Here is a 21,992-nt window from a genome sequence, read left to right on the forward strand (position 1 = left end):
ACGGGTTGGGCGCAATGCGGTTTGTGGTGCCCGGCCTCACGGCTCTTCCCACAAGGCGAAGGGCAACGACCTCAGGACAAGTCCAGACATGACCGACAAGCGCGCCAAGAACGAGATCATCAAGGAAAACAGCCGCCAGCTTCGCGGCACGCTGGCTGAAGGGCTGCAGGATCAGGTTACCGGCAACATTGCCGAGGACGATCATCAGCTCATCAAGTTTCACGGCTCCTACATCCAGGACGATCGCGACGTGCGTGGAGAGCGCGCGAAGAAGAAGCTGGAAAAGGCCTTCTCCTTCATGCTGCGCTTGCGCATCCCCGGAGGCGTCTTATCCGCCAAGCAGTGGATCGCGCTCGACGACATCGCGAATAACTACGCCAATCACACATTGCGGCTCACCACGCGCGAGACCTTCCAGTACCACGGCGTCATCAAGTCGAACCTCAAGCGCACGATGCAGGCGATAAACAAAGCTGCGCTCGATACGCTCGCGGCTTGTGGCGACGTCAACCGCAACGTCATGACGGCGTCTAACCCGTATCTGTCGAAGGCCCATAAATCTGCCTACGACCTGGGTGTGGCGATCAGCGAGCATCTGCTCCCCAAGACCGGCGCCTATCACGAGATCTGGCTCGACGGCGAAAAGGTCGAAGATGTTTCACGTCCGTCCAAGAAGGACGAAGAGCCGCTTTACGGGGTCCACTACCTGCCTCGCAAGTTCAAGACCGTGATTGCGGTGCCGCCCGATAACGACGTCGATATCTTCGCCCATGACCTCGGCTACATTGCCATCGTGGAAAAGGGTGAGGTCATCGGCTGGAACGTGACTGTGGGCGGTGGAATGGGCATGACCCATGGCGACACCAACACGTTCCCGCGAACGGCCGATTTGATGTGCTTCTGCACGCCAGAGCAAGCGATCAAGCTTGCCGAGTGCGTACTCACTACGCAGCGCGACTGGGGCAATCGCGAGAACCGGGCTCGTGCCCGTCTCAAGTACACGATCGAGGACAAGGGGCTGGAGAACTTCCGCGCTGAGGTTGAGAAGCGTTGTGGCTTCAAACTGGGCAAGCCGCGCGCCTACAAATTCGAAAGCACCTCCGACGTGCTTGGGTGGCGCCAGGGCGAGGACAAAAACTGGAACTTCACGCTGTTCGTGGAGAACGGACGCATCAAGGATGTCGAGGGACGTCGGCTCAAGACCGCCATGCGCGAAATTGCAGAGGCTGGCATTTGCGAATTCGTTTGCACGGCCAATCAGAACGTGACCATGGCGAAGGTTTCCGCCAAGGCGAAGTCGAAGATCGAGTCCATTCTCAAGGGACACGGTATCTCGTTCGACGTTTCCTCGCGTCTGCGTGCGAACGCGATGGCGTGTGTGGCGCTGCCGACGTGCGGCTTGGCGCTGGCCGAAAGCGAACGCTATCTGCCGAGCCTTATTTCCAAGCTGGAGGTCAGTTTGGATAAGGCTGGTCTGCGCGCGGACGACATTGTCATCCGCATGACGGGATGCCCGAACGGCTGCGCGCGGCCTTATCTTGCCGAGATAGGTCTGGTTGGACGCAACCCGGGGCTTTACAACTTATACCTCGGCGCAGCGTTCGATGGTTCGCGGCTGTCGAAGCTTTATGCGCAAGACGTCGATGAAGCGCGCATCCTCGAACTGCTTGAGCCGATTTTCAAAGCCTATGCGAAGGGGCGAGAGAAGGGCGAGCGGTTCGGCGACTTCTGTATCCGCGCCGCCTATGTGAAGGCGACGACAACGGGCAATCAGTTCCACGCCGACATCAAGCTCGTATGAGTACCGCCCGCTAGATCTCTATATGAACTCGCGGCGGCCTATTTCGCGTCCTCGCCCGGGGAGGGTTCGGCGGCGCCGGGCGTAGTTTCGCTGCCTTGATCAGTCGGTGCCGCCTCGCGCGTGGTGGAACTCGACAACGCCGGTTCAGAGTTCTTGGAAACTGCCGGTTGCCAGTTTGTGTTGGTCATTGCGATGGTTCCACGACGAAATTCCAGATGCTGATCTGAGATGAAGGGCATTCTCATATGGAACGTGAGCGGCTGCGGATCGGTGCGCATGGCCTGCTCTACCAGATCTGGTCGATCTGGCTTGACCGTGATGAGCTTCAGAGTGAAGCGATAATCGCCCTTTTCGTCGACCACGTAGGGCTTCGTCTTCTCAGACATTGGATAAAAACGCACGGTCTCGGTGAATGTGCCGTGACCAGGGATCGATAGTGGGGCGAAAGAACGGTTCGGCGCGGTATCGTCCTTCGGGTAGTCGCCAAGAAATGCGCTGTAGAACCTCGCAGATTTTCTTGGAGCGTCGGCACGGAGGTTTTCGGCGTCGAGTTCCATCGCGAGAACTGTTCCGGTGCGGGCGCCATCGTTCGCGATCGTGATGGGAACGTTGAAGACGTCGCCTTCACCGTCGCGCGCATAATGAATCATGGGCGGCACATAAACGGAGAGCTCTGCGGTGCGCAGAGTGCTCTCGTAGTAGGACATGCCCGAAATTGCCAAAGCGAGCGCGGAGAGGATGGTAGCGAAAAGCCCGCCATGGCTGCCATGCTCGAGAATCCTGCTTGCGTCAGGCTCGCTGCGGCGCGCGCCAATTTTGAACGACATGAAAATTCCCCTGAACAGCCGTGTGGCGTACACGCATGGAGCGCGCGCCATTGCGGCGAACGTAGGGCCGCGAGGCTATTCGTAGATCGCGTAGACTTTCTTGGCGGGCTCGATGACTTCCCAAATGCCGGTAAAGCCCGCCGGTGAAACAAATGCGTCGCCAGCGCGGAACGTTCGCTCCGATGCTCCGTCGTCTCCCGTTACGACCAGGACGCCTTCGAGAATTTGGCAGAACTCGTGTTCGGTAAAGACCACGCGCCACTTGCCCGGCTGGCAAGTCCACACGCCGCAATGGAAATGCCCATCCGCGCTTGAATAGAAGTTGTGGGCCGTTTGCACAGGATCGCCGGACAGAATCCTCTCGGCAAGCGGACGGTAAGGTTGGCTGGGGGGCAGGCTTCCGGCAAAGTCGATCAGCGGGGCAAAGCGCAGCGCAGGGGTATGCTCAGGCATGGAAGTCTCTCTCTTGGCTGCGAGGGTTTCGCTTGGTCGTTGGAACGAGAAGACGTTTTGGCCTTTGCGCTACTCGTTGCGTCTGCGGTTCATGAATGCCAGACGTTCCAGAAGGTGAGCATCCTGCTCATTCTTGATGAGCGCGCCCGCAAGCGGCGGGATGAGGCGCCTGGGATCGTTCTCACGCAAGAGCGCGGGATCGATGTCCTCATTCAGCAGCAGCTTGAGCCAATCGAGAAGCTCGGAGGTCGATGGCTTCTTCTTCAGGCCCGGCACATCTCGCAATTCGTAAAAGACCCGCAATGCCTCTTGAACAAGTCGACCTTTCAGCCCGGGGAAGTGGACATCTACAATGCGCGCCATCGTGTCCGCGTCGGGGAATTTTATGAAGTGGAAGAAGCAACGGCGCAGAAAGGCATCCGGCAGTTCTTTCTCGTTGTTGGAGGTGATCATTACGATCGGGCGGTTCTTCGCTTTGACCGTTTCCCCCGTCTCGTAAACGAAGAATTCCATGCGATCGAGTTCCAGAAGCAAGTCGTTTGGGAACTCGATATCGGCCTTGTCAATCTCGTCAATCAGGAGTACCGGGCGCGATTCATGAGCAAAAGCATCCCACAACTTTCCACGCTTGATGTAGTTGGCGATGTCCTTGACGCGCTCGTCTCCAAGCTGCCCGTCGCGCAAACGCGAAACGGCGTCGTATTCGTAAAGGCCCTGTTGCGCCTTGGTCGTCGATTTGATGTGCCATTCAATCAGTGGGACGCCGAGTGCCCCGGCGACCTCGGTTGCAAGGACAGATTTACCGGTCCCGGGTTCGCCCTTGATGAGAAGCGGCCTTTGCAGAGTGATCGCTGCGTTGACGGCGACTTTCAAATCATCCGTTGCGACGTAGCTTTTGGTGCCTTCGAACTGCATTGAAACCGGCCTCGCGTTCTTCGCTAAAAAATATGCGCCCCTCGCACGTGGTGGGATGGACTGCGTGCGAAGCCTAAAGACCTTACTGAGGTAAGCAAACAGCGCATCGCGACGCGCCAGCCAGGAGGGAGGTATGCGTGGGCACGATGGCAGTGGGTTGGAAAGAAAGTTGCGCCGCTCCTTTGTGGGGAAGGAGCGGCGCTGGTGGGCCTTGCGAGGCACCACAGGCGCATCCTGGCTGTCCAGGCCAAGTTAGCCGGGGGGGCTTGGCTAAAAGCGCCAACTTTTGTGCTCGCACTTCACCTGGCGTGCCCGAGACGGACGGTCTCGCGGGAGAGATAAGTCTAGGGCAACCGAGAGGGGCAAGAACTTTCTAATACAATCTAAGGTAGTCGATGCGAGTAAACACCACGTTAACACTAGGAAGAGATTTAGCATTTCGGCACAGGTGCAAGTCCTCCGGCGCTCAGTGTTTCAGGTTAAGATACTGTCACACCTACGTTATCCAGAGCCAATACCGCATTTCGGCGCGCGCACGAGCTTGACAGGCCGTACGCCCCGCCTACATACGGTGCGGCCTTGTTGGCGGGGACATGAGTCGAACACACGGGATTCATTTGCCCGGCGCCCTGGCTGAAGAAATGGCGTACGCGGCCTCACAGGAGGCGGACGATGAGCAAGAAACAGAACGCGAAATCTGGCGCTAAGTCCGGAAGCGGTGCGGCTGCTCGTGTGAAAGCTTCGGCCGGAGCCAAGCAGGAGTCAAAGGCCGCTGGGTCCGCCGCAAAGGTGGCAAAACCTGCCGCCAAAGTTGCAGCGAAGGGCAAAGCTGCCTCCCTAAAGACGCAGAAGGTCTCTAAGGACAGAGCGCTCACGAAGACCGCGGCCGCGGTGAAGCAGGCCGTGGTCGCCAAGTCGGCTGTGACGAAGAACGTCGAGGTCCGCAAGACGCCCGCGCGAACCATTGCAGTTTCCAAGTCCGAGCAATCGAAGAAGACCGAAGGGGGACACAAGAAGATGGCCGCTCGCGCCAAGATATCGGAAATTGTGCTCCCTGCGGACTACCGCCCCTCCGAGGACGAGCCATTCATGAACGAGATGCACCGTGCGTACTTCCGCAAACGGCTTCTCGAATGGAAGGACGAAATCCTGCGCCAGACTCGGGAGACGTTGGCGATCCTGCACGAGGATTCCACCCAGCACGCCGATCTCGCCGACAGGGCTACGTCTGAAACCGATCGAGCCACCGAGCTGCGCACACGTGATCGCCAGCGCAAGCTGATCGCGAAGATCGACGCTGCCTTGGCGCGCATCGAAGACGGATCATACGGCTATTGTGAAGAGACAGGCGAGCCGATCGGCTTGAAGCGGCTTGATGCTCGTCCCATCGCGACGCTATCGGTGGAAGCCCAGGAGCGCCACGAACGCCGCGAGCGCGTGTACCGCGAAGAGTAGAACGACCTTCAAGAGCCGCTTTGTTGACCTGCGGATTTGGCTGTCCGTCCAGGCGTGAGAGAGGCTGCCTCATTCGGCGATTTTAGAGTTTGTTGCAATTTGTGACAGCTCTTCATCTAGTGTTAAGATTTTAAGCGGCACACTGACTAAACCCTGCAGCCGGGATAGTGTGCCTAGATGCAGGGCTTCGTCGTCCACCGCGCAGTCTCGCGCCTGTCAAGGATGTGTCCCGTGTCTAGTTCTCAGTTGTGCTTGAGAATTCCGGCTGCCGTTCTCGGCGCTTTCGTCATGCTAAGCCCGCACGTTGTGGCTACCGGTCCTGTCGCTCATGCCGTTGGCAAGCTCGATCCGGAAGCTTTTGCACTGCCCCTCTCGGGCAACAAGCTTTTCTCTCACAAATCGAGTGGCTTCGTCACGACAGCTACCATCGAGCTCGATTTGCGCAGGCTCGGTACCGCCGACTTCGGTGACGAAACGCGCTAAGTCCCAAGAGATAGGCATGCCGTAGCTGCGCGCGCCGCCTTGGGTAACAAAACTGCCTCGATCGGCGTTATGCTGTGACCAACACAGATAAGAACCGATGGAGGAAATCAATGACCACCACATTCTTGCGCACGGCGCGCGGTGTGAGCTTGGCTCTCGCCTGCGGAGTGCTTGCAACAGCGGCGCACGCCGATCAGGCGACAATGACCTTCTTCGTCACCAGCAGCGGTCCCGGCGATGGCGCAAATCTTGGCGGTCTGTCGGGTGCAGACGCGCAGTGCAAGAAGCTCGCGGAGGCCGTGGGCGCGGGCAATCACACCTGGCGCGCATACCTAAGCGCAAGTGCTGCCGATGGAGCGGCCGCGGTCAATGCGCGTGACCGCATCGGCAAAGGGCCTTGGACCAATGCCAAGGGCGTCGTCATCGCGACCAGCGTTGAAGATTTGCATAGTGCCAACAACAAGCTGTCAAAAGAGACGGCAGTGGACGAGAACGGTGCAGTCATCGCGGGGCGGGGAGACAAGCCCAACCGCCACGACATGCTCACGGGCTCGCAGCCGGATGGGACCGCATTCTCAGGCGAGGAAGACAAGACGTGCGGAAACTGGAGCAAGAACGCGCAAGGCTCTGCAGTCGTTGGTCATCATGACCGCATGGGTCTCAATGACAGTGCGCCGATGAAGTCGTGGAATTCTTCGCACGGTTCCAAAGGGTGTTCGCAAGACAACCTGCGCTCAACCGGTGGCGATGGACTCTTCTATTGCTTCGCGGCGGATTGATTGGGTGGCCTGCTTAGGCGGCTAGTTTCGAGAGCTGCCTCCGGGGCAGGCATACGGCGAAAAAATATAAAAGCGAGCGACAAGAACGTAACGATTGTCATCCCGGCGGTCATATTGATCAGGTCGGTGACGACGTCGGATGCGACGGAGGCGAGACGTGAGACCTTAGCAGTTGGCTCGATAAGCAGGGCGCATAATTCTGAGCCAATCCAGGATGGCGCAATTGCGAGACCTGCGCCCGCCATCAGCCGCCAGCTATTTCCTTGGGTAAGGTTCCATAGGCTGGAAAGTGACGACATGTCGTCAACGGCTCGGGCCGGGTAGACTGGGCTAATGCGTGCGGCGACGAGCCAACCTGGTAAGAGGCCAAATCCCATCAGCAGCTTATCAAGTGGAGTAATGATCTCGGCGTCTACGGGAGGTATGACTGTCCGGCCAAGTTCGACTAGGCCGAATGAGAACCAAATAGCGGGTATAAGCGGCGCAAAGACGAGAAGCTCCCACTTCATATAGCGCCAAATGCGCAGTTGAAACGGGTTCAAATCGGAGGTCGTCGGAGGGGTGCCTAATAACAGATAGCGGTGCCAAGGCACTGCGATCATCGCGCTCGCCAGTATGAAAGCGATAGTTTGCGTGAACATCAAAATCGTATCGCCAGTCCAGAAATTCGCACCTGCCGAAATCGTCTTCTGTGGACCTTCAAAAGTCACCCATGTAATCAGACCTCTTGTGATGACGAGAACTATGAGTAGGGGCCAGGAATACGTCAGGATCGTACCGGCATGCCGCCATGTGAGCCGATAGCAGGCCCAGACGGTTTGCCAGAAGGGCAGTTTGCTTATGTGTGGGTCCACAATCGCCGCTCAGAAAAAACGGACACGGAAGAACGCCTCGCAGATTTGCGCGCGCGCCGCAAGTGTGGTGGGGCTGCAATCCGTTACTTGCCCAGCACTTCGAGTTTGACCTTGGAAAGGCCCTGGTCGGTCATGCCGATTTCTTCGGCGGCACGCTTGGAAAGATCAATCACGCGGCCGGGCTTGAATGGACCGCGGTCGTTGATGCGCACGATGACGCTGGTGCCGGTATCGACTCGCGTGACGCGCACGCGCGTTCCGAAGGGGAGCGTTTTGTGGGCGGCGGTAAGTTGGGTGGGATCGAACCGTTCACCCGTGGCCGTCATCTGGCCTTGCCAATAATACGATGCGATGCCTTCCAGGGCGTGTCCCTTGCCTGTGAGGCGAGAGGCGTTTGACAATCGCGAAGCCAAGTCGGCCGGCAGGGCTAGGCCAACGTTCATGACATAGGTCTGGATGGGGGCGGGGCGTGCTACCTTTACGGTGATGGCCCATGTCGAAGCAGGTGCTGAGGCTTGGTTCTCGGCGTGGGCTGGGAACATCCCGGAAGGCAGCACAAGAACGCAAAGCGCGCACAAGCCACGTGATGCCATTCGAGCCCAAGCATGACGCATCCCGCGAGACGCACGGGCACTGCGGTGTGTCGAAGTCTTCAACGCGCTTCCCCCCGGATTGCGAACCTAGTCCAGGGGTTTAGGTGATTCGGGAGGCCGGAAATAAGGCAAGCGGCGGGTATGGGCGCCGCCGCTTGCTGAATGATTGTCGCGGTTATACTTCGGGTAAGGCGAACGACCCCTTTCGCGAAGCCTGCAGTGGGGCTCAGCCCTTGCCGAGCACGGTGACGCTGACAGGAACCACGCCCGAACCCGTCATGGAGATGGCCTGCGCGGCGGCGCGCGAAAGGTCGATGACGCGACCGGCCACGTAAGGTCCGCGATCGTTGATGGTGACGACGACCGACTTGCCATTGTTGCGGTTTGTGACGCGGACCTTGGTGCCGAAGGGCAGCGTCTTATGAGCTGCCGTCATGGCGTTCGGGTTAAACCAGCCGCCCGAGGCAACGCGCTGGGGCTGCCAGTAGTAGGACGCCTTGCCGGAGTAGCCACCGCCAGAGCTCTTGTTGCTGGCGTAGTTCTTCTTGGAGCTCTTGTAAGCTGTCTTAGTCGCCTTCTTCGAGCTCTTGTAGGACGTCTTGTGGACCGATTTTTTGGACGAGGACTTGTAGGAAGTCTTCGTGGCGTTTGCGGCTTTGGCACAGGCAGGTGCAGGGCCCTGACATTCCCAAGCACTGGCCGAGATCGTGGTGGTGGTGAGGGCTGCGAGCGCCACGGCCGCCATCGCGAGTGTCTTACGCATCGTGTGAACTCCTGGTCAAAGTTTTCTCAGGCAGTGGTCGGCAGTGCGATGTGAGGTGGCGAATGTTCCGCCGACGCTTTTGAAAACGTTCCTGGTGTTCAAGCGTTATCGTTCGCGAACTTGCAGGGCGGCGTTTCGCACGAAACGCGCGCTTAACGTGCCAAAAGCTAATCGGAGGTGCCGATCTCCTCTCGTGCCGGTGACAAAGAAACCGAGTGCCTCGACCGGTTTCACTGCCTGTGTCGAGCGTTCCCCTCTCAGGTTCGCCTCGACGCGCGGGAGAGCAGCATCGGAGTTAAAACACGTCAAGATATTCTTAAGGTCGGAATTCAAACACAATCGGCACTCGTTTGAATTGCCTTGATTTAATCGGACACATCTGTGAGCTGGGCGACAGCCTGCCGCACATTGCGAGTTCTAGCGGCCTATGTTGATGTTCGTCTGCACGTTCTGCCTGCTTACGATTGAATGCGTGATCAATTCGCATTCGACAGCAGCATCGATTTCGTTGCATTAAAATAGAAAGCAGCGCGGCCATTCGCGGCGCACGCTGCTTCTACGTCGTTTAGGAAAGGGCTGGCTGGGCAAAGCCGCCTGAACTTAGCCGCGGCCGAGAACCGTGAGCTTCACGTGGCCGACGCCGTTGATGCCGATGGAGCTGGCAGCAGCGCGCGACAGGTCGATGATGCGGCCACCGACGAAGGGCCCGCGATCATTGATGCGCACCACAACGGTGTTGCCGTTGCTCGTGTTGGTCACGCGCACGCGCGTTCCGAACGGAAGCGAACGATGAGCTGCGGTCAAAGCGTTCTGATTGAAACGCTCGCCGTTCGCGGTCTTGCGGCCATGGAACTTGCCGCCGTACCACGACGCGACGCCCGACTGTCCGCCGCCGTAGCTTGCCGCCTTCATCGTCTTCTTGTGCGACTTGTGGGCAACGTTGTGCGACTTCTTATTATGCGAGGACTTGGCGTAGTGCTTCTTGTGGCTCTTCTTGGTCGCGTGCTTCGCCGTTCCGTGCTTGCTGTACTTCTTCGCGCAGACGTTCGCCGGAGCGGTGCAATTCCAAGCTTTGGTAGCGGCATTGGCGCCAGAGGCTGAAACAAATGCGCCGGCTACGATTGCGAGCAGGGCTTTCATCAACATCCGCATGAACTGAACTCCTCATGTTAAAATGGCAACGCAAACCCTTGTGCACTTACGGAGTCTCCAGCGCGGTGCGTCGTATACAAAGCGCCCAGTCCGGGCTTGTGTTCGGCACAGCGTGCGAGCGTCGAAAAGTGCGGTCCCTCATTGCCACCGGTTGGAAACTGGCGATCGCCCGTTTCTGGCGGCGGAGAACGCCCAAGGCTTGACGGAGGTCAATCGGTCATTCGCACCGCATATATGACTCTTGTGAGCATATTATTGGCAGGGTTGAGGAAAATATTGAGCCATGTGCATATGCGCGACGGCGGGACGCAGGTCGGTCGAAGCCAAAACGGGGCGAAACAAGGCCGATGGGCGGAAATTCGACAAGGGTAGAGAAGGGTGAAATCGGGCCTGCGGTGACATTCGCCGAGGCTCTGAAAACCTTTGGCGTCATTGGATGCATGTCGTTTGGAGGTCCGGCGGGCCAGATAGCGATGATGCACAAGATGCTGGTTGAAGAGAAACGCTGGCTGGATGAGCGGACCTATCTGCTCGCTTTGAATTTCTGCACGCTTCTTCCTGGTCCGGAGGCGATGCAACTCGCAACATATTCCGGTTGGCGCATCCTCGGCGTGAAAGGCGGCTTGGCTGCCGGACTGCTTTTTGTGTTGCCCGGCGCGATCGTCATCGCGGCGCTCTCTTTGCTCTATGCATTGTATGGTGAGGTGTCGGCGGTTTCGGCGGCCTTCCTCGGTATCAAGGCGGCCGTGCTGGCGATCGTAATCGAAGCATTGTTGCGGATCGCGCGGCGGTCGCTGAAGGAACACGCCGAATGGCTCATCGCCTTCGGTGCCTTCGTCGCGATCTATTTCTTCAAAGTGCCATTTCCGTTGATCGTGGTGGCCGCCGGCGCGATCGGCTATTTGCGCTCCAACGGCAAAGACACGGAAAAGGCGATTTCCCCTGGGCCGGTCTTGGATGCGGTATCGTGGCAGCAGACAGCGCGCACGCTCACGATTTGGCTTGCTGTGTGGATCCTGCCCTTGCTAGCGGTCGCCACCGTGTTTGGAACCGACCATGTGCTGTCCAAGATCGCGGTGTTCTTTTCGAAACTTGCGGTCGTAACTTTCGGCGGCGCCTATGCGGTGCTCGCCTATATGGCGCAGGACGTCGTCCAGCAATATGGCTGGTTACAGCCCGGGGAGATGCTGGATGGGCTGGGGTTGGCCGAGACTACGCCCGGTCCGCTGATCCTGGTAACGGAGTTCGTGGGGTTCATCGCTTCATACCGTCATGGCGGCGGAGATCCGGTGCTTTATGGGTTTCTGGGGGCGTTTGTTACCCTGTGGGCGACGTTCGCTCCGTGCTTTCTTTGGATCTTCACCGGCGCCCCGTATGTCGCGCGCATCGCCAACATGCCCCGTCTGGCTGGCGCATTGTCCGCCATTACTGCAGCGGTCGTCGGCGTCATTCTGAATTTGTCGGTCTGGTTTGCGCTGCACGTGATTTTTCAGGTGGTCCCCGAGATCGCATTTGGTCCGTTGCGGTTCGCGGCTCCGCAGTTGGAGAGCATCAACTGGACCGCGGCCTTCCTCGCATTGCTGGCGGCCGTTGCACTTTTCAAGCTGCGATTTGGAATGCTCACGACACTCGCGCTGTCAGCTGGCCTTGCATTGGCAGCTTCGCAATTTGCAAGCCTGTCTTAGTGCCGCCCGCGCGGGCAGCGGTTCTATAACCATCCCTTGCGGCGGAAATAGAGGAACGGCACGAGGGCGGAGACGAACATCAAGGCCAGCGCAATCGGGTAGCCGTAGGGCCAGTCAAGCTCCGGCATATGCTTGAAGTTCATGCCGTAAACCGAGGCGACCAGGGTTGGCGGCATCAGCATCACGGCCATCACCGAGAACAGCTTGATGATCTGGTTTTGCTCGTTCGAAATCATGCCGAGCGTTGCATCGAGCAGGAACGCAATCCGCCCAGAAAGTGCCTTCAAATGATCCGCCAAAGATCCCATGTCGCGCGCCGCGCTCTCGATGCGCCCAAGCAGGGCGGGCTCGGCACCATCGGATTTGACAGCTTCGGCAAAATAATGAAGCGTTCGATGCAATGAGACCGCCGACTCTAACGCACGTGAACTCATGTGTCCCGATTTGCCGACGGTACGCAGCATCACGTCGAGGCGCCGTCCGCGCGTCTTGCCATCAATCTTCTGCAGGAAGATGTTGGAAGCCAACCCCTCCACTTCGTCCTGAATGCGCTCGATATGGTCGGCCTGACGCTGGACAAGCAGCTCGATCAATCCCATCAGGACCTGAGCGCCTGTCTGGCACGAAGGGTCTCCCCGGCAAGCCTTGTCGGCGAAGATATCGAATGAACGTGGCGTGCTGTAGCGAACGGTGATGAGGCGTTTTCCCGCCAATATGAAGGTGACGTTGGTCAGGACGGGCGCGTCCTGTGCAACCGCCTGCATCAAGAGCGCGGTCATGAAGTGTGCGCTACCCTCGGTATAGAAGCGGTTGGACACTTCGATTTCGCGCATTTCCTCGCGCGTGGGAACGTCGATGAGCAACGCCTTCTCGATCTCAAACTCCTCCTCGACGGTGGGATTAAGCAGGTCGATCCAGATGGTGCTATCGCCGATCGAACCGAGACTGTCGTCTCGTACCAGGCACTTGCCCGCAACATTGAAGACCGTGATCATCGCCCACCTTCCGGATCGAAGTCAGAAGACCGGGTTCTATAACCTTGCTTCCGCATCAACGCGAGACCTGAGAAAAGGTCGCTCGGACCATGGGTCTATTGTAGAGTAGGACGACGGTATGATGCCAACCCTCGCCCGTGCCGTCGGGCAAGCCCGCCGCTGGAACCGCCAAGGAGAAATGCTCATGACATCGTCGCACAAACATTTGGCTGGAGCGGCTACCCTTGCAGGACTAGTTCTCCTCCCGGCGGTCCCTTCGCAAGCGCGGATCGTTTGCAAAGACGGCTTCCAGAACGTGGCCGGAAGCATGATCGCAACGCCTTATTGCCAGGACGATCTGCTTGCCAAAGTTGCTCGAGAGTACGGAATGAAGGCCAGCGCCGCGCGGATCCGGGAGAATCCCAATTACAAGCGAGAGGTGTGTCGTCTCGTTGGGGCCGACATCCGCGTGTCTGAGCACTGCATGAATGACAGCGAGCGCTCTCGCGGCCGAGCATTCTAAGTCCTGCAAAAAATGCCGGGGTAGACCCGGCATTTTATTCTCGAACCGAATTTTGAAAGGTCGTCGCTTAGGAAAGGTCGGGGGTGACTTCACTCGCGTCCCGTGCGCGGCGAACGCTGCCATCGAATTGCGCGCCTTCGGCAATGGCTAGCGTCTGTTTGACGATGTCGCCGTCGACGCGAGATGTGGCGTGCAGGAAGACGGATGCGCCTTTGAGTGCGCCGCGAACCTCACCTTGAACGGCAATGGTGCGGGCGGTGATCGTTCCAGTCACTGCACCGCTTTCGCCTACGGTGACGCTTTCACCGTGTACGTCGCCCTGGATCTGTCCCGCAATGAGCAAGGATCCCTTGGTCTTGAGCACGAGCTGCTGGCCGATGATGGTGATGTCAGGGCCCAGAACCGACGTAGGTGCATCCGGCGCCCGCATGGTGACCTGACCGGGCATGGAGCTGACGGGCGAAGGACTTTGGGACAGCCCCTGCGCGAACGGCGGCGGCGAAGGCTTTACAGACTGAGAAGAGAGCGTGCCGTTGGAACGAGCTAACTCGCCAGCGCGCGGATCTGGCGTCGAGACGCGATTGAACATGTGTAACCCCCAAAAACGCTTGACTTAAAATGTGGCCCGCATCCGGATTTACCAGTAAGAGCACATTATGTCGAAATGTCGAACCCTGTTTATGCAACTAGGTCGGCAAAATGCAGATCGGCCGCGACTGATCTCAGTCGCGGCCGGAACAGACCGGGATAACCCGGCGTGATCGTGCGGTATTGTTGGCGCTAAGACGTCAGCGCGGGATCCACAGATTTACAAACGGTGCGCGGACATAGCGGCCATGACGGTCAACGTGAACGAACGCGAACGGCGCATCGACTACCACCCGGCGACCGGTTTCGACGTGTGTGAAGGGCGCGTCGACATGGCGTTCGTAGTCGCGATCGTGACGATGCTTGTAGCGGCGCGAATGAACCTTGACGACTGCCGACGGGGCGGAAACCCCTTTAGCAGCGGTCGAGAGTGTTGACGCATTGCTGGCCGCGGGAAGTGCCACGACGGTGGCAGCCGCGAACGCCGCTGCGGCAAAACCTCGATAAATCAAACAGATCATTACACTTAGCTCCAATCCTAATTGAACTAGAAGACCGCCATTTACGATGTTTGTGCGGTGCAATGCAAGCGCCCGGATGTCCCGGCTGGATCGCTGACGGATCGGGTTTGGCGTTTCTTACGCAATTCTGGGCCATTAGCTAAGGTGTAAGCTGTGGTTAGAAAAACTGACCGAAACCTCAAAAATTATACTTTGGTGGTATCAGGGTAATACATGTTCGGCACGGTGGGGGGCTAAGAGGGTCTTACGACCTTTGGGTAGGTCCGCCAGGCCCTTCGAGGGGCAAAGCCGGGATACTGCCGGCGCTCAGAGATCTCCCAAGGCAGTCGCGTATCAACTCGACACCAAAACAAAACACAACGAGCTCTAGGGAGATGAAAATCAGATGCTAAAACGCCTCATGATCAGCGTTGCGGCTGCGGCAGTTCTTGCGAGCCCCGCATTGTCGCAATCGACGAACCCTCCGGGGAATCTGGAAAAGCTCGGCGAGTTCAAGAGCACCGGCACCTCAATGGACATTCCGACCATTGAGCAGAAGGGCGACAACGCCAAAGCCATCAACAACATCCTGAAGAAGATCAAGCTTCCTCAGGGCTTCAAGATCTCGCTCTACGCGATCGTTCCGGATGCGCGCGAGATGGCGGTAGGGCCTCAAGGCGTGGTGACGTTCGTCGGCACGCGCAAGAACAAGGTCTACGCGGTGACCGACCGCAATCGCGACCGGGTAGCGGACGAGGTCAAGGAATTTGCCCCGTCAATCAACTTCACAATTCCCAATGGCGTATGCTTCTCGAAAGATGGGTTCCTCTACATCGCCGAGCAGAACCGCGTGCTGCTGTTCCCGGCAGCAGAGTTCTTCTATGAGGGGCCGGACGTCGCTGCATTCAATGTCGTGAAGCAGGGCGAACTCATTCCGCCGGAGGAAGAGAGCTACAACCACACCGCTCGCGTCTGCCGCATTGGGCCCGACAACAAGCTGTACATTACGCTCGGTCAGCCCTTCAACGTTCCGGCAAAGGAAAAGCTGGACCTTTATAATAAGTGGGGCATCGGCGGTATCGTCCGCATGGATCGCGATGGCAAGAACCGCGAGGTCTACGCCACTGGAATCCGCAACAGTGTAGGCATGGACTTCAATCCGAAAGACGGCACGCTTTGGTTCAACGACAATCAGGTCGACGGAATGGGTGATGAAATTCCGCCAGGTGAGCTGAACCACGCGACCGCGGCCGGTCAGAACTTCGGCTTCCCGTGGTATGGCGGCGGCAAGGTCCGCACCAACGAGTACAAAGACAGCGAGCCGCCGGCGGATGCCGTATTCCCGGCTCACGAGTACGACGCTCATGCTGCCGACCTTGGCCTGACGTTCTACACGGGTAAGATGTTCCCCAAGAAGTATCGCGGCGGCATCTTCTCCGCTCAGCACGGCTCGTGGAACCGTACCAACCCTGTCGGCGCCCGCGTCATGTTCACGCCGATCAACGAGGATGGCACCAACGGCGAAACCGAAGTGTTTGCTGAAGGCTGGCTGCTGGACACTGGTGAGTATGCCGGCCGTCCTGTCAGCGTGACGCAGATGGCTGATGGATCGTTGCTTGTTTCCGACGACCTCGTCGGTGCGATCTATCGCATTTCATACGGCAACTAAGCGTAGATCAGTTCGCCGGGCCCCTCGGCAAAGCGATGCGGGCCCGGCGAACACCCCGAAACCGGAACGTTATGGACACATCGATGAAACGCAGAAGCTTTCGCAACCAGATTGTTCTTGCGGCGTCCTTTGTTGCACTGGCCTTTGTTGCTCCCGCTCAAGCGGCGGGTGATCCAGCTGCCGGCAAGAAGAAGGCGTTGATGTGCACGGCATGTCACGGAGCCAACGGCATAGCGACGCTTCCCGAAGCGCCGAATCTCGCGGGGCAGAATGCCACGTACATGATCAAGGCTCTTCATGATTTTAAGACCGGCGAGCGCAAGAACGCGCAGATGTCGGTAGTCGTAGGAACTCTGTCCGATCAGGATATCGCTGATCTCGCAGCCTATTTTGCTTCCTTCAAGATCGTGGTGGAAACGCCCAAGTAGAGCCGAAGCGGCCACAAAGAACGGCGTTCGATCTACCCTCCAAGATTACAGTAATCTTACAAATCCCCTGCGGGACGATCGGATGCACGATTGGCTCGCACTCTTATAAATCAGCGTTTTGATCTGCAGACGGGGTTGCCTTTCCGGTCTGCAGGCACGACAACATGCGACTTACGATTTCGGGGAATCACTACATTTCTGGGAGGACGGGGTTATGAGCGCGCACTCGACGGCGTTCGCCGTTGTTTTGACGGCCGCTTTCTACTCATCGGCTGCGGCGATTGCTGAGACCGCGCCGCCGTGCACCAATCCGAACGCTCTTGGAGTTTCGCGTACCGTTCAGATCGACACCACCGGTGGTCCGGGCTTCGGCTTTGAGCATTATAAGGCCAATGATTTTCTGCAGCCGAAGGAAGTCGTGCTGACCTTCGATGACGGGCCGCAGAAGTATTCGACCGAGGCTGTGCTCGCGGCGCTGGGCGAGGAATGTGTAAAGGCGACATTCTTCTCAGTCGGCAAAATGGCGCTGGGCTATCCCGAAATCATTCGCGAGGTGGCGCACGCCGGTCATACCGTCGGTACGCACACCTGGAGCCACAAGGCGCTGCGCAAACTCAAGACATTCGAAGAAGGTAAGGACGAGATCGAGCGCGGAATATCGGCCGTGCATCGCGCGGTAGGTGGAGACGTTGCGCCGTTCTTCCGCTACCCGACGCTGGTCGATACCAAGGAGTCTCTGGAGTATCTCGGCAAGCGCAACATTGCGATGTTCTCAACCGACATCGACAGTCTCGATTATAAAATCCAAAGTCCTCAGAACATCGTAAAAACGGTGATGACTAAGCTGGAGAAGACCGGCAAGGGCATCATCTTGATGCACGACATCCATCAGAAGACCGCCAAAGCCGTTCCTCTTCTGATCGCGGAACTGAAGAAGGGTGGCTACAAGATCGTTCACATCACGCCGAAGGCTGAGGTGACGACGCTGCCCGAATATGATGCTGCTATCGAGAAAGACGCCAAGGGCTTGCCCCAGGTCGGGCAGGAACGTCCCATCAGCTCCATTGTGAAGACCATCGACGGCGAGGTGCCCGAGGCTGAAAAGGCTGCGCGCGAAGCAGCCTCGCAGGCAAAGGCTGCCACCGCCGAAGCCCCGTCCGCGCCTGCGCCGCCACCCTCCGAGCCGGCTGAAGCTGCGCAACATGAGAATGGTTCCGCGGCCGCCGTGGAGCCTGCATCGGATAATGCCGAGCCTGAAGGGATCGCGACCGAAAACAGCGATGCTGCTGAGGCGGAACCTGCTGAGCCGGCTACGCAGCATGTCGCTCAAGACGCTCCCATGCGGCATCAGACCGGATCGATTGAGGAAACACGAACGGCCGCTGCGCCTGCGGGAGAAGCGTCGTCTGCAGTCGAAGCGCAAGGCGCTGCGCCTCAGCCGGCCAAGACTTGGAGCGCACGAGCTGTGGAAATCTGGCAAATGTGGTTTGGCAAGTAGTCGTCCACAGCCGCTAGCAACTGAGTTTCAACAAGACGCCGGGTCGAAATGCCCGGCGTCTTATCTTTTGGCGGATGACTGTGGATCGCAGAAAGCCTTGCGCGAAGCGCGCATCATCTGGATGCGGTTATGACTAGCAACCGTCCTAAAAGAGAAACGGGTGGCATTGAGCCACCCGTTCCGCTTGAAAGACCGCAGGGTCTTCCGGGTCCGCCGCAAACCTCTAGCGTTGTCAAAATGCATCGCTGCACATCGACCGAAAACTCTAGGTTCATCTCTTCTCGGAATAACATTCCGACGCGAGTAACTGGCGGTTTTATGTGAGAATTCTTACCCCCAGCTGATCCCCCGATCAGCCGTCCCACAAGAAAAAGATTAGAACGGACGATTGTTGACATCCACAACAAAATGCAAATCGCGATTCGATTCGGTTGAGTTGTGGCAATTATGTAGCATGCGCATCTTAGGCGCTTTCTGAATGGGCCGTATTTACTGCGCTCATGGGGTGTTCAGGTGCGAGGCGATACCTTTCCAACGTCGCGGCGCTCAATTTTTCCGAGCGGAGCATCGGCGGGTGGAGGACGGCAAACCTCTCGGTTGACGATGCTATATGGCAACGCTCACACCGTGAACTGATCTGATGCGGTATCCGTCTCCACCCAAGTGTCGTAAAAAACGCGCCGGGGCGGGCACTCATCCCGCAGGTGATAAGGTGGTTTGTTGCGGAGGCGCTTTCATGTCCATTCAGAAGTTTTTGGCGCGCGGGTTCAGCGCCGTTATTCTCGCTCTTGCGGGCATCATGACGTTCACGGCTATTGCAGACGCACACCCTCATAAGCGGTATCGGCGTCACTCGTATAATTCTGCGCGCGACGTTGAAGTTCAGGTGAACATCCATCGTCTTGTTGCACTCGATAAGGGGGATGCTTTCAGCTCAGAGGATTTCTATGCGCGTGTGACGATCGGCGGGCAGGTTTTCAAATCGCAGCCCATTCGTCAGAGCGACGGCATCATTCCGAACTGGCGCTTTGCTGCGATCGTGCCGGCGGGGCGTACAGACGTTAAGATCGAGGTGTTCGACAAAGACATTGCCGAGGACGATCAAATCGACATCAACCGCATCGACCCCAAGCGTGATCTCGATATCGTCGTCAACTCGCGCACGTGCCGAATTGAAGGCATGGCTTCGGCTTATCGCTGCCGCACCGACGTGACGCGGGCTGGCAATGAGCGCAAGCGCGCCGAGATGACGTTCAGCGTGGATGTGAACTATAATCCCTGATCGACTAGGGGATAGGGCCGATATTGGGCCTAATGCCGAGATCTAGCAATCAAACGGCGGGTTCGCGTGTGGCGACCTGCCGTTTTTTGCGTGGACGGTACGCGCGTGTGCGCCTAAGTCCGCTCGAAGAGCAAAGAGGAAGACTAGGTCTCAGAAAGACTGAGACTCAGAAGGGCCGCTCTTGCGAGCGGCCCCCGTGAGACAAAGCATGCCATGCATGAAGCGGATGATGTTGTCCGCCCGCAGGGCTGAATTCGTTAGCCAGTCACCAGAAGGCAAACCGGCGATGAATTCAGCGACCGCGACATCGCAGCCTTGAAAATCCCACTCGACATCGGATCACCTCCTTTCAGTTGTTGACGACAAGGGTATGTTGTCAGAGTTCGTGGCGTTTTCAAGTCCGCACCCGCAAAGATTTCAGACCATTGCACTGAAAGTTTCTGGGGCAAATGACGTCGGACGGAGAACTGGCGATGCGAAGGGCATTGGCCGCTGTGGCCGGACTGTTTGCGGGTTACCTGCTCGGCGCGGGGGCGGGCGCCTTGCTCGTTGATGCGCTTTCCTCCAACACGCATGACAAATCGGTCGAGACCGTCATGACAGCGGCGTTCGTCACGGGGCCGCTCGGCGCTGCTCTGGGAATTGCTGTCGCGCTCTGGATGAGCCGCAGGCCAAGAAACGGCGGCAGAAGCTAACGCTCCGCCGCCGCATGGTACCAATCGTCGATAGAGGCCGTTCTCAGCGTAGGGCTAACCCAACGCCTTGTTGCTTGCATTGACGGCCGCGCGCATCTTTTCATCGGCAGTCAGCGGCTTCGATTCTTGGGCATCCGCCGTCTCAGCCTCGATGTAGAGTTCGCCGCCCATTTTCTTGAACCGGGCGGACATCTCGTCCATGCCAGCCTGCGGATCAATGCTGCCCACTTCTTCTTGCAGCTCCGCGACAGCTTCCCCAACGCGCGCGTTCTGACGGGCCGCGTAGTCGCGCACGTCCTGCGTGATCTTCATGGAGCAGAACTTCGGGCCGCACATCGAGCAGAAGTGTGCAACCTTGTGAGCTTCTTTGGGGAGCGTTTCATCGTGGAACTGGCGCGCAGTGTCCGGGTCCAGCGACAAGTTGAACTGATCCTCCCAGCGGAACTCGAAGCGCGCGCGCGAAACTGCATCATCGCGAAGTTGGGCGGCCGGGTGTCCCTTGGCGAGGTCGGCAGCATGGGCGGCAAGCCGGTAGGTGATCACACCCGCCTTGACGTCGTCGCGATTGGGAAGCCCCAAGTGCTCCTTGGGCGTGACGTAGCAGAGCATTGCGCAGCCGAACCAGCCAATCATTGCCGCACCGATGCCGGACGTGATGTGATCGTAACCCGGCGCAATGTCGGTTGTTAGCGGTCCAAGCGTATAGAAGGGGGCCTCACCGCACTCCTTCAACTGCTTGTCCATATTGATCTTGACCTTGTGCATCGGAACGTGTCCCGGGCCCTCGATCATAACCTGGCAGCCCTTCTTCCATGCGATCTGGGTGAGTTCGCCGAGCGTCTCCAGTTCCGCGAACTGCGCGCGGTCGTTGGCGTCCGCGATGGAGCCGGGGCGCAGACCGTCGCCGAGCGAGAACGACACGTCATACTTGCGCATGATGTCGCAAATCTCTTCGAAGTTCTCGTAGAGGAAGCTTTCCTTGTGGTGAGCGAGGCACCACTTGGCCATGATGGATCCACCACGAGAGACAATGCCCGTCACGCGGTTCGCAGTCAGTGGCACATAGGGCAAGCGCACGCCGGCATGGATGGTGAAGTAATCGACGCCTTGTTCGCACTGTTCGATCAGCGTGTCGCGATAAAGCTCCCACGTCATTTTGACGGGATCGCCTCCGCATTTTTCCAGCGCCTGATAAATCGGAACCGTGCCGATCGGTACGGGGCTATTGCGTAAGATCCACTCGCGGGTGGTGTGGATGTTGCGTCCAGTGGACAGATCCATCACGGTATCGGCGCCCCATCGGATCGCCCACACCATCTTTTCGACTTCCTCCTCCACCGACGAGGTGACGGCCGAGTTGCCGATGTTGGCGTTGATCTTCACAAGGAAGTTGCGGCCGATGATCATCGGCTCAAGTTCTGCATGGTTGATGTTGGCGGGAATGATAGCGCGCCCTCGGGCAATCTCGTCGCGCACGAATTCCGGCGTAATGTGCTCAGGGATCGCCGCGCCGAAGCTTTCACCGTCTGCAATCGCAGCTTTCGCCCGCTCAAGAACGGCCGCGCGGCCCAGGTTTTCGCGATGGGCAACGTAGACCATTTCTTTGGTGATAATTCCGGCCTTCGCAAATTCGTATTGTGTAATCGGCGCGGAGCCGACGCCACGCATGGGCTGCGGTTTGTTGGGGAAGTCACGGGCAGCGTGGGCTCCGGAGACGTTGCCATTGTCTTCAGGCTTGATATCGCGGCCCTTATAGCTCTCAACGCCACCGCGCGCGCTCACCCAGGCTTCGCGCACGCGCGGCAAGCCTTTTTCAACATCGATCTGGATCGCGCTGTCCGTATACGCGCCGGACGGATCATAAACGCGAAACGGCGGCTCGCCGCTTTCTGCAGATAACGCGATCTCGCGGAAGGGAACCCGCACGTCGGCAAAGCCCTCCGGCGCGGAGTACATTTTGCGCGAAGCGGGCAAGGAACCTGTGGTGACCTTAGGAACCATCAGGTCTGTTTTGCGGGTGATCTTGTTCATGGTGCGAAACCTTTGCCGGAAGGAGATTTGTGTGTTTGGGGCGG

The 21,992-nt window shown here is 58.3% G+C and carries 22 protein-coding genes; 11 read left to right on the plus strand and 11 right to left on the minus strand.

Annotated features, from left to right (window positions below; all coding sequences use genetic code 11):
• The first annotated feature begins 88 nt into the window (after positions 1-88).
• On the plus strand, positions 89-1,801 hold the full coding sequence (locus R3D51_14055) for an NADPH-dependent assimilatory sulfite reductase hemoprotein subunit (protein MEZ5900603.1): 1,713 nt from the start codon (positions 89-91) through the stop codon (positions 1,799-1,801).
• Positions 1,802-1,839: 38 nt separating this feature from the next.
• Here the strand turns inward: R3D51_14055 and R3D51_14060 are convergent, their stop codons facing one another.
• The 3 genes from R3D51_14060 to R3D51_14070 all read right to left on the minus strand — a co-directional run bounded on the left by R3D51_14060 (position 1,840) and on the right by R3D51_14070 (position 3,996).
• Positions 1,840-2,628, minus strand: coding sequence for a hypothetical protein (locus R3D51_14060; GenBank protein MEZ5900604.1), 789 nt, complete (start codon positions 2,626-2,628; stop codon positions 1,840-1,842).
• A gap of 75 nt (positions 2,629-2,703) precedes the next feature.
• Positions 2,704-3,081 carry a cupin domain-containing protein gene (locus tag R3D51_14065; GenBank protein ID MEZ5900605.1) on the minus strand — a complete coding sequence of 126 codons (378 nt, stop codon included), beginning with the start codon at positions 3,079-3,081 and terminating at the stop codon, positions 2,704-2,706.
• A 69-nt stretch (positions 3,082-3,150) separates the two neighbouring features.
• Positions 3,151-3,996, minus strand: a complete 846-nt coding sequence (locus tag R3D51_14070) for a MoxR family ATPase (protein ID MEZ5900606.1) — start codon at positions 3,994-3,996, stop codon at positions 3,151-3,153.
• A gap of 1,017 nt (positions 3,997-5,013) precedes the next feature.
• Between R3D51_14070 and dksA the strand changes: the two genes are divergently transcribed.
• The 3 genes from dksA (at position 5,014) to R3D51_14085 (ending at position 6,713) form a co-directional block, all read left to right on the plus strand.
• Positions 5,014-5,451 carry an RNA polymerase-binding protein DksA gene (gene dksA, locus R3D51_14075; protein MEZ5900607.1) on the plus strand — a complete coding sequence of 146 codons (438 nt, stop codon included), beginning with the start codon at positions 5,014-5,016 and terminating at the stop codon, positions 5,449-5,451.
• A gap of 231 nt (positions 5,452-5,682) precedes the next feature.
• On the plus strand, positions 5,683-5,934 hold the full coding sequence (locus tag R3D51_14080) for a hypothetical protein (protein ID MEZ5900608.1): 252 nt from the start codon (positions 5,683-5,685) through the stop codon (positions 5,932-5,934).
• Positions 5,935-6,044: 110 nt separating this feature from the next.
• Positions 6,045-6,713 (plus strand): lectin, encoded by a 669-nt coding sequence (locus R3D51_14085; GenBank protein ID MEZ5900609.1) that lies wholly within the window; start codon positions 6,045-6,047, stop codon positions 6,711-6,713.
• Here the strand turns inward: R3D51_14085 and R3D51_14090 are convergent.
• From R3D51_14090 to R3D51_14105, 4 genes are all read right to left on the minus strand, one after another.
• Positions 6,692-7,567 carry a hypothetical protein gene (locus tag R3D51_14090; protein ID MEZ5900610.1) on the minus strand — a complete coding sequence of 292 codons (876 nt, stop codon included), beginning with the start codon at positions 7,565-7,567 and terminating at the stop codon, positions 6,692-6,694. The two genes, R3D51_14085 and R3D51_14090, sit on opposite strands and share 22 nt — an antisense overlap.
• 83 nt (positions 7,568-7,650) lie before the next feature.
• Entirely contained in the window at positions 7,651-8,160 is a 510-nt protein-coding gene (locus R3D51_14095) for a septal ring lytic transglycosylase RlpA family protein (protein MEZ5900611.1), read from the minus strand.
• Positions 8,161-8,386: 226 nt separating this feature from the next.
• Positions 8,387-8,923, minus strand: a complete 537-nt coding sequence (locus tag R3D51_14100; protein MEZ5900612.1) for a septal ring lytic transglycosylase RlpA family protein — start codon at positions 8,921-8,923, stop codon at positions 8,387-8,389.
• A 600-nt stretch (positions 8,924-9,523) separates the two neighbouring features.
• The gene (locus tag R3D51_14105) at positions 9,524-9,835 is read right to left on the minus strand and encodes a septal ring lytic transglycosylase RlpA family protein (GenBank protein ID MEZ5900613.1); all 312 of its coding nucleotides are present in this window, start codon (positions 9,833-9,835) and stop codon (positions 9,524-9,526) included.
• Between the two features lie 587 nt (positions 9,836-10,422).
• Here R3D51_14105 and chrA point away from each other — a divergent pair.
• Positions 10,423-11,760, plus strand: a complete 1,338-nt coding sequence (chrA, locus tag R3D51_14110; GenBank protein ID MEZ5900614.1) for a chromate efflux transporter — start codon at positions 10,423-10,425, stop codon at positions 11,758-11,760.
• A gap of 23 nt (positions 11,761-11,783) precedes the next feature.
• Here chrA and R3D51_14115 read toward each other — a convergent pair whose 3' ends face one another.
• Complete coding sequence (locus R3D51_14115) at positions 11,784-12,755, minus strand: magnesium transporter CorA family protein (GenBank protein ID MEZ5900615.1); 972 nt, start codon at positions 12,753-12,755, stop codon at positions 11,784-11,786.
• A gap of 184 nt (positions 12,756-12,939) precedes the next feature.
• Here R3D51_14115 and R3D51_14120 point away from each other — a divergent pair, with 184 nt between their 5' ends.
• Complete coding sequence (locus R3D51_14120; GenBank protein ID MEZ5900616.1) at positions 12,940-13,257, plus strand: hypothetical protein; 318 nt, start codon at positions 12,940-12,942, stop codon at positions 13,255-13,257.
• Between the two features lie 67 nt (positions 13,258-13,324).
• Here the strand turns inward: R3D51_14120 and R3D51_14125 are convergent, their stop codons facing one another.
• Both R3D51_14125 and R3D51_14130 read right to left on the minus strand, forming a co-directional pair.
• Positions 13,325-13,846 (minus strand): polymer-forming cytoskeletal protein, encoded by a 522-nt coding sequence (locus R3D51_14125; protein MEZ5900617.1) that lies wholly within the window; start codon positions 13,844-13,846, stop codon positions 13,325-13,327.
• Positions 13,847-14,045: 199 nt separating this feature from the next.
• Positions 14,046-14,366: a hypothetical protein gene (locus R3D51_14130; GenBank protein ID MEZ5900618.1), complete on the minus strand. Its 321-nt coding sequence runs from the start codon at positions 14,364-14,366 to the stop codon at positions 14,046-14,048.
• Positions 14,367-14,751: 385 nt separating this feature from the next.
• On the opposite strand from R3D51_14130, the gene R3D51_14135 reads away from it, so the two are divergent.
• The 5 genes from R3D51_14135 to R3D51_14155 all read left to right on the plus strand — a co-directional run bounded on the left by R3D51_14135 (position 14,752) and on the right by R3D51_14155 (position 19,917).
• Positions 14,752-16,014, plus strand: coding sequence for a PQQ-dependent sugar dehydrogenase (locus R3D51_14135; protein ID MEZ5900619.1), 1,263 nt, complete (start codon positions 14,752-14,754; stop codon positions 16,012-16,014).
• An 83-nt stretch (positions 16,015-16,097) separates the two neighbouring features.
• Positions 16,098-16,442 carry a cytochrome c gene (locus tag R3D51_14140; protein ID MEZ5900620.1) on the plus strand — a complete coding sequence of 115 codons (345 nt, stop codon included), beginning with the start codon at positions 16,098-16,100 and terminating at the stop codon, positions 16,440-16,442.
• 214 nt (positions 16,443-16,656) lie between these two features.
• Entirely contained in the window at positions 16,657-17,940 is a 1,284-nt protein-coding gene (locus R3D51_14145; protein ID MEZ5900621.1) for a polysaccharide deacetylase family protein, read from the plus strand.
• A 736-nt stretch (positions 17,941-18,676) separates the two neighbouring features.
• Positions 18,677-19,222 (plus strand): hypothetical protein, encoded by a 546-nt coding sequence (locus tag R3D51_14150; protein MEZ5900622.1) that lies wholly within the window; start codon positions 18,677-18,679, stop codon positions 19,220-19,222.
• Positions 19,223-19,695: 473 nt separating this feature from the next.
• Positions 19,696-19,917: a hypothetical protein gene (locus R3D51_14155; protein ID MEZ5900623.1), complete on the plus strand. Its 222-nt coding sequence runs from the start codon at positions 19,696-19,698 to the stop codon at positions 19,915-19,917.
• Positions 19,918-19,971: 54 nt separating this feature from the next.
• Here R3D51_14155 and thiC read toward each other — a convergent pair whose 3' ends face one another.
• On the minus strand, positions 19,972-21,948 hold the full coding sequence (gene thiC, locus R3D51_14160) for a phosphomethylpyrimidine synthase ThiC (GenBank protein MEZ5900624.1): 1,977 nt from the start codon (positions 21,946-21,948) through the stop codon (positions 19,972-19,974).
• Positions 21,949-21,992: the final 44 nt, after the last annotated feature.

Source organism: Hyphomicrobiaceae bacterium (assembly GCA_041397645.1).
Lineage (GTDB): Bacteria > Pseudomonadota > Alphaproteobacteria > Rhizobiales > Hyphomicrobiaceae > Hyphomicrobium_B.

Bases quoted from the DNA above. Each gene is read 5' to 3' on its own strand.
- R3D51_14055 (MEZ5900603.1), top strand. From the start codon at position 89: ATGACCGACAAGCGCGCCAAGAACGAGATCATCAAGGAAAACAGCCGC.
- R3D51_14060 (MEZ5900604.1), bottom strand. From the start codon at position 2,628: ATGTCGTTCAAAATTGGCGCGCGCCGCAGCGAGCCTGACGCAAGCAGG.
- R3D51_14065 (MEZ5900605.1), bottom strand. From the start codon at position 3,081: ATGCCTGAGCATACCCCTGCGCTGCGCTTTGCCCCGCTGATCGACTTT.
- R3D51_14070 (MEZ5900606.1), bottom strand. From the start codon at position 3,996: ATGCAGTTCGAAGGCACCAAAAGCTACGTCGCAACGGATGATTTGAAA.
- dksA (MEZ5900607.1), top strand. From the start codon at position 5,014: ATGGCCGCTCGCGCCAAGATATCGGAAATTGTGCTCCCTGCGGACTAC.
- R3D51_14085 (MEZ5900609.1), top strand. From the start codon at position 6,045: ATGACCACCACATTCTTGCGCACGGCGCGCGGTGTGAGCTTGGCTCTC.
- R3D51_14095 (MEZ5900611.1), bottom strand. From the start codon at position 8,160: ATGGCATCACGTGGCTTGTGCGCGCTTTGCGTTCTTGTGCTGCCTTCC.
- R3D51_14100 (MEZ5900612.1), bottom strand. From the start codon at position 8,923: ATGCGTAAGACACTCGCGATGGCGGCCGTGGCGCTCGCAGCCCTCACC.
- R3D51_14105 (MEZ5900613.1), bottom strand. From the start codon at position 9,835: ATGAAGGCGGCAAGCTACGGCGGCGGACAGTCGGGCGTCGCGTCGTGG.
- chrA (MEZ5900614.1), top strand. From the start codon at position 10,423: ATGGGCGGAAATTCGACAAGGGTAGAGAAGGGTGAAATCGGGCCTGCG.
- R3D51_14115 (MEZ5900615.1), bottom strand. From the start codon at position 12,755: ATGATCACGGTCTTCAATGTTGCGGGCAAGTGCCTGGTACGAGACGAC.
- R3D51_14120 (MEZ5900616.1), top strand. From the start codon at position 12,940: ATGACATCGTCGCACAAACATTTGGCTGGAGCGGCTACCCTTGCAGGA.
- R3D51_14125 (MEZ5900617.1), bottom strand. From the start codon at position 13,846: ATGTTCAATCGCGTCTCGACGCCAGATCCGCGCGCTGGCGAGTTAGCT.
- R3D51_14130 (MEZ5900618.1), bottom strand. From the start codon at position 14,366: ATGATCTGTTTGATTTATCGAGGTTTTGCCGCAGCGGCGTTCGCGGCT.
- R3D51_14135 (MEZ5900619.1), top strand. From the start codon at position 14,752: ATGCTAAAACGCCTCATGATCAGCGTTGCGGCTGCGGCAGTTCTTGCG.
- R3D51_14140 (MEZ5900620.1), top strand. From the start codon at position 16,098: ATGAAACGCAGAAGCTTTCGCAACCAGATTGTTCTTGCGGCGTCCTTT.
- R3D51_14145 (MEZ5900621.1), top strand. From the start codon at position 16,657: ATGAGCGCGCACTCGACGGCGTTCGCCGTTGTTTTGACGGCCGCTTTC.
- R3D51_14150 (MEZ5900622.1), top strand. From the start codon at position 18,677: ATGTCCATTCAGAAGTTTTTGGCGCGCGGGTTCAGCGCCGTTATTCTC.
- R3D51_14155 (MEZ5900623.1), top strand. From the start codon at position 19,696: ATGCGAAGGGCATTGGCCGCTGTGGCCGGACTGTTTGCGGGTTACCTG.
- thiC (MEZ5900624.1), bottom strand. From the start codon at position 21,948: ATGAACAAGATCACCCGCAAAACAGACCTGATGGTTCCTAAGGTCACC.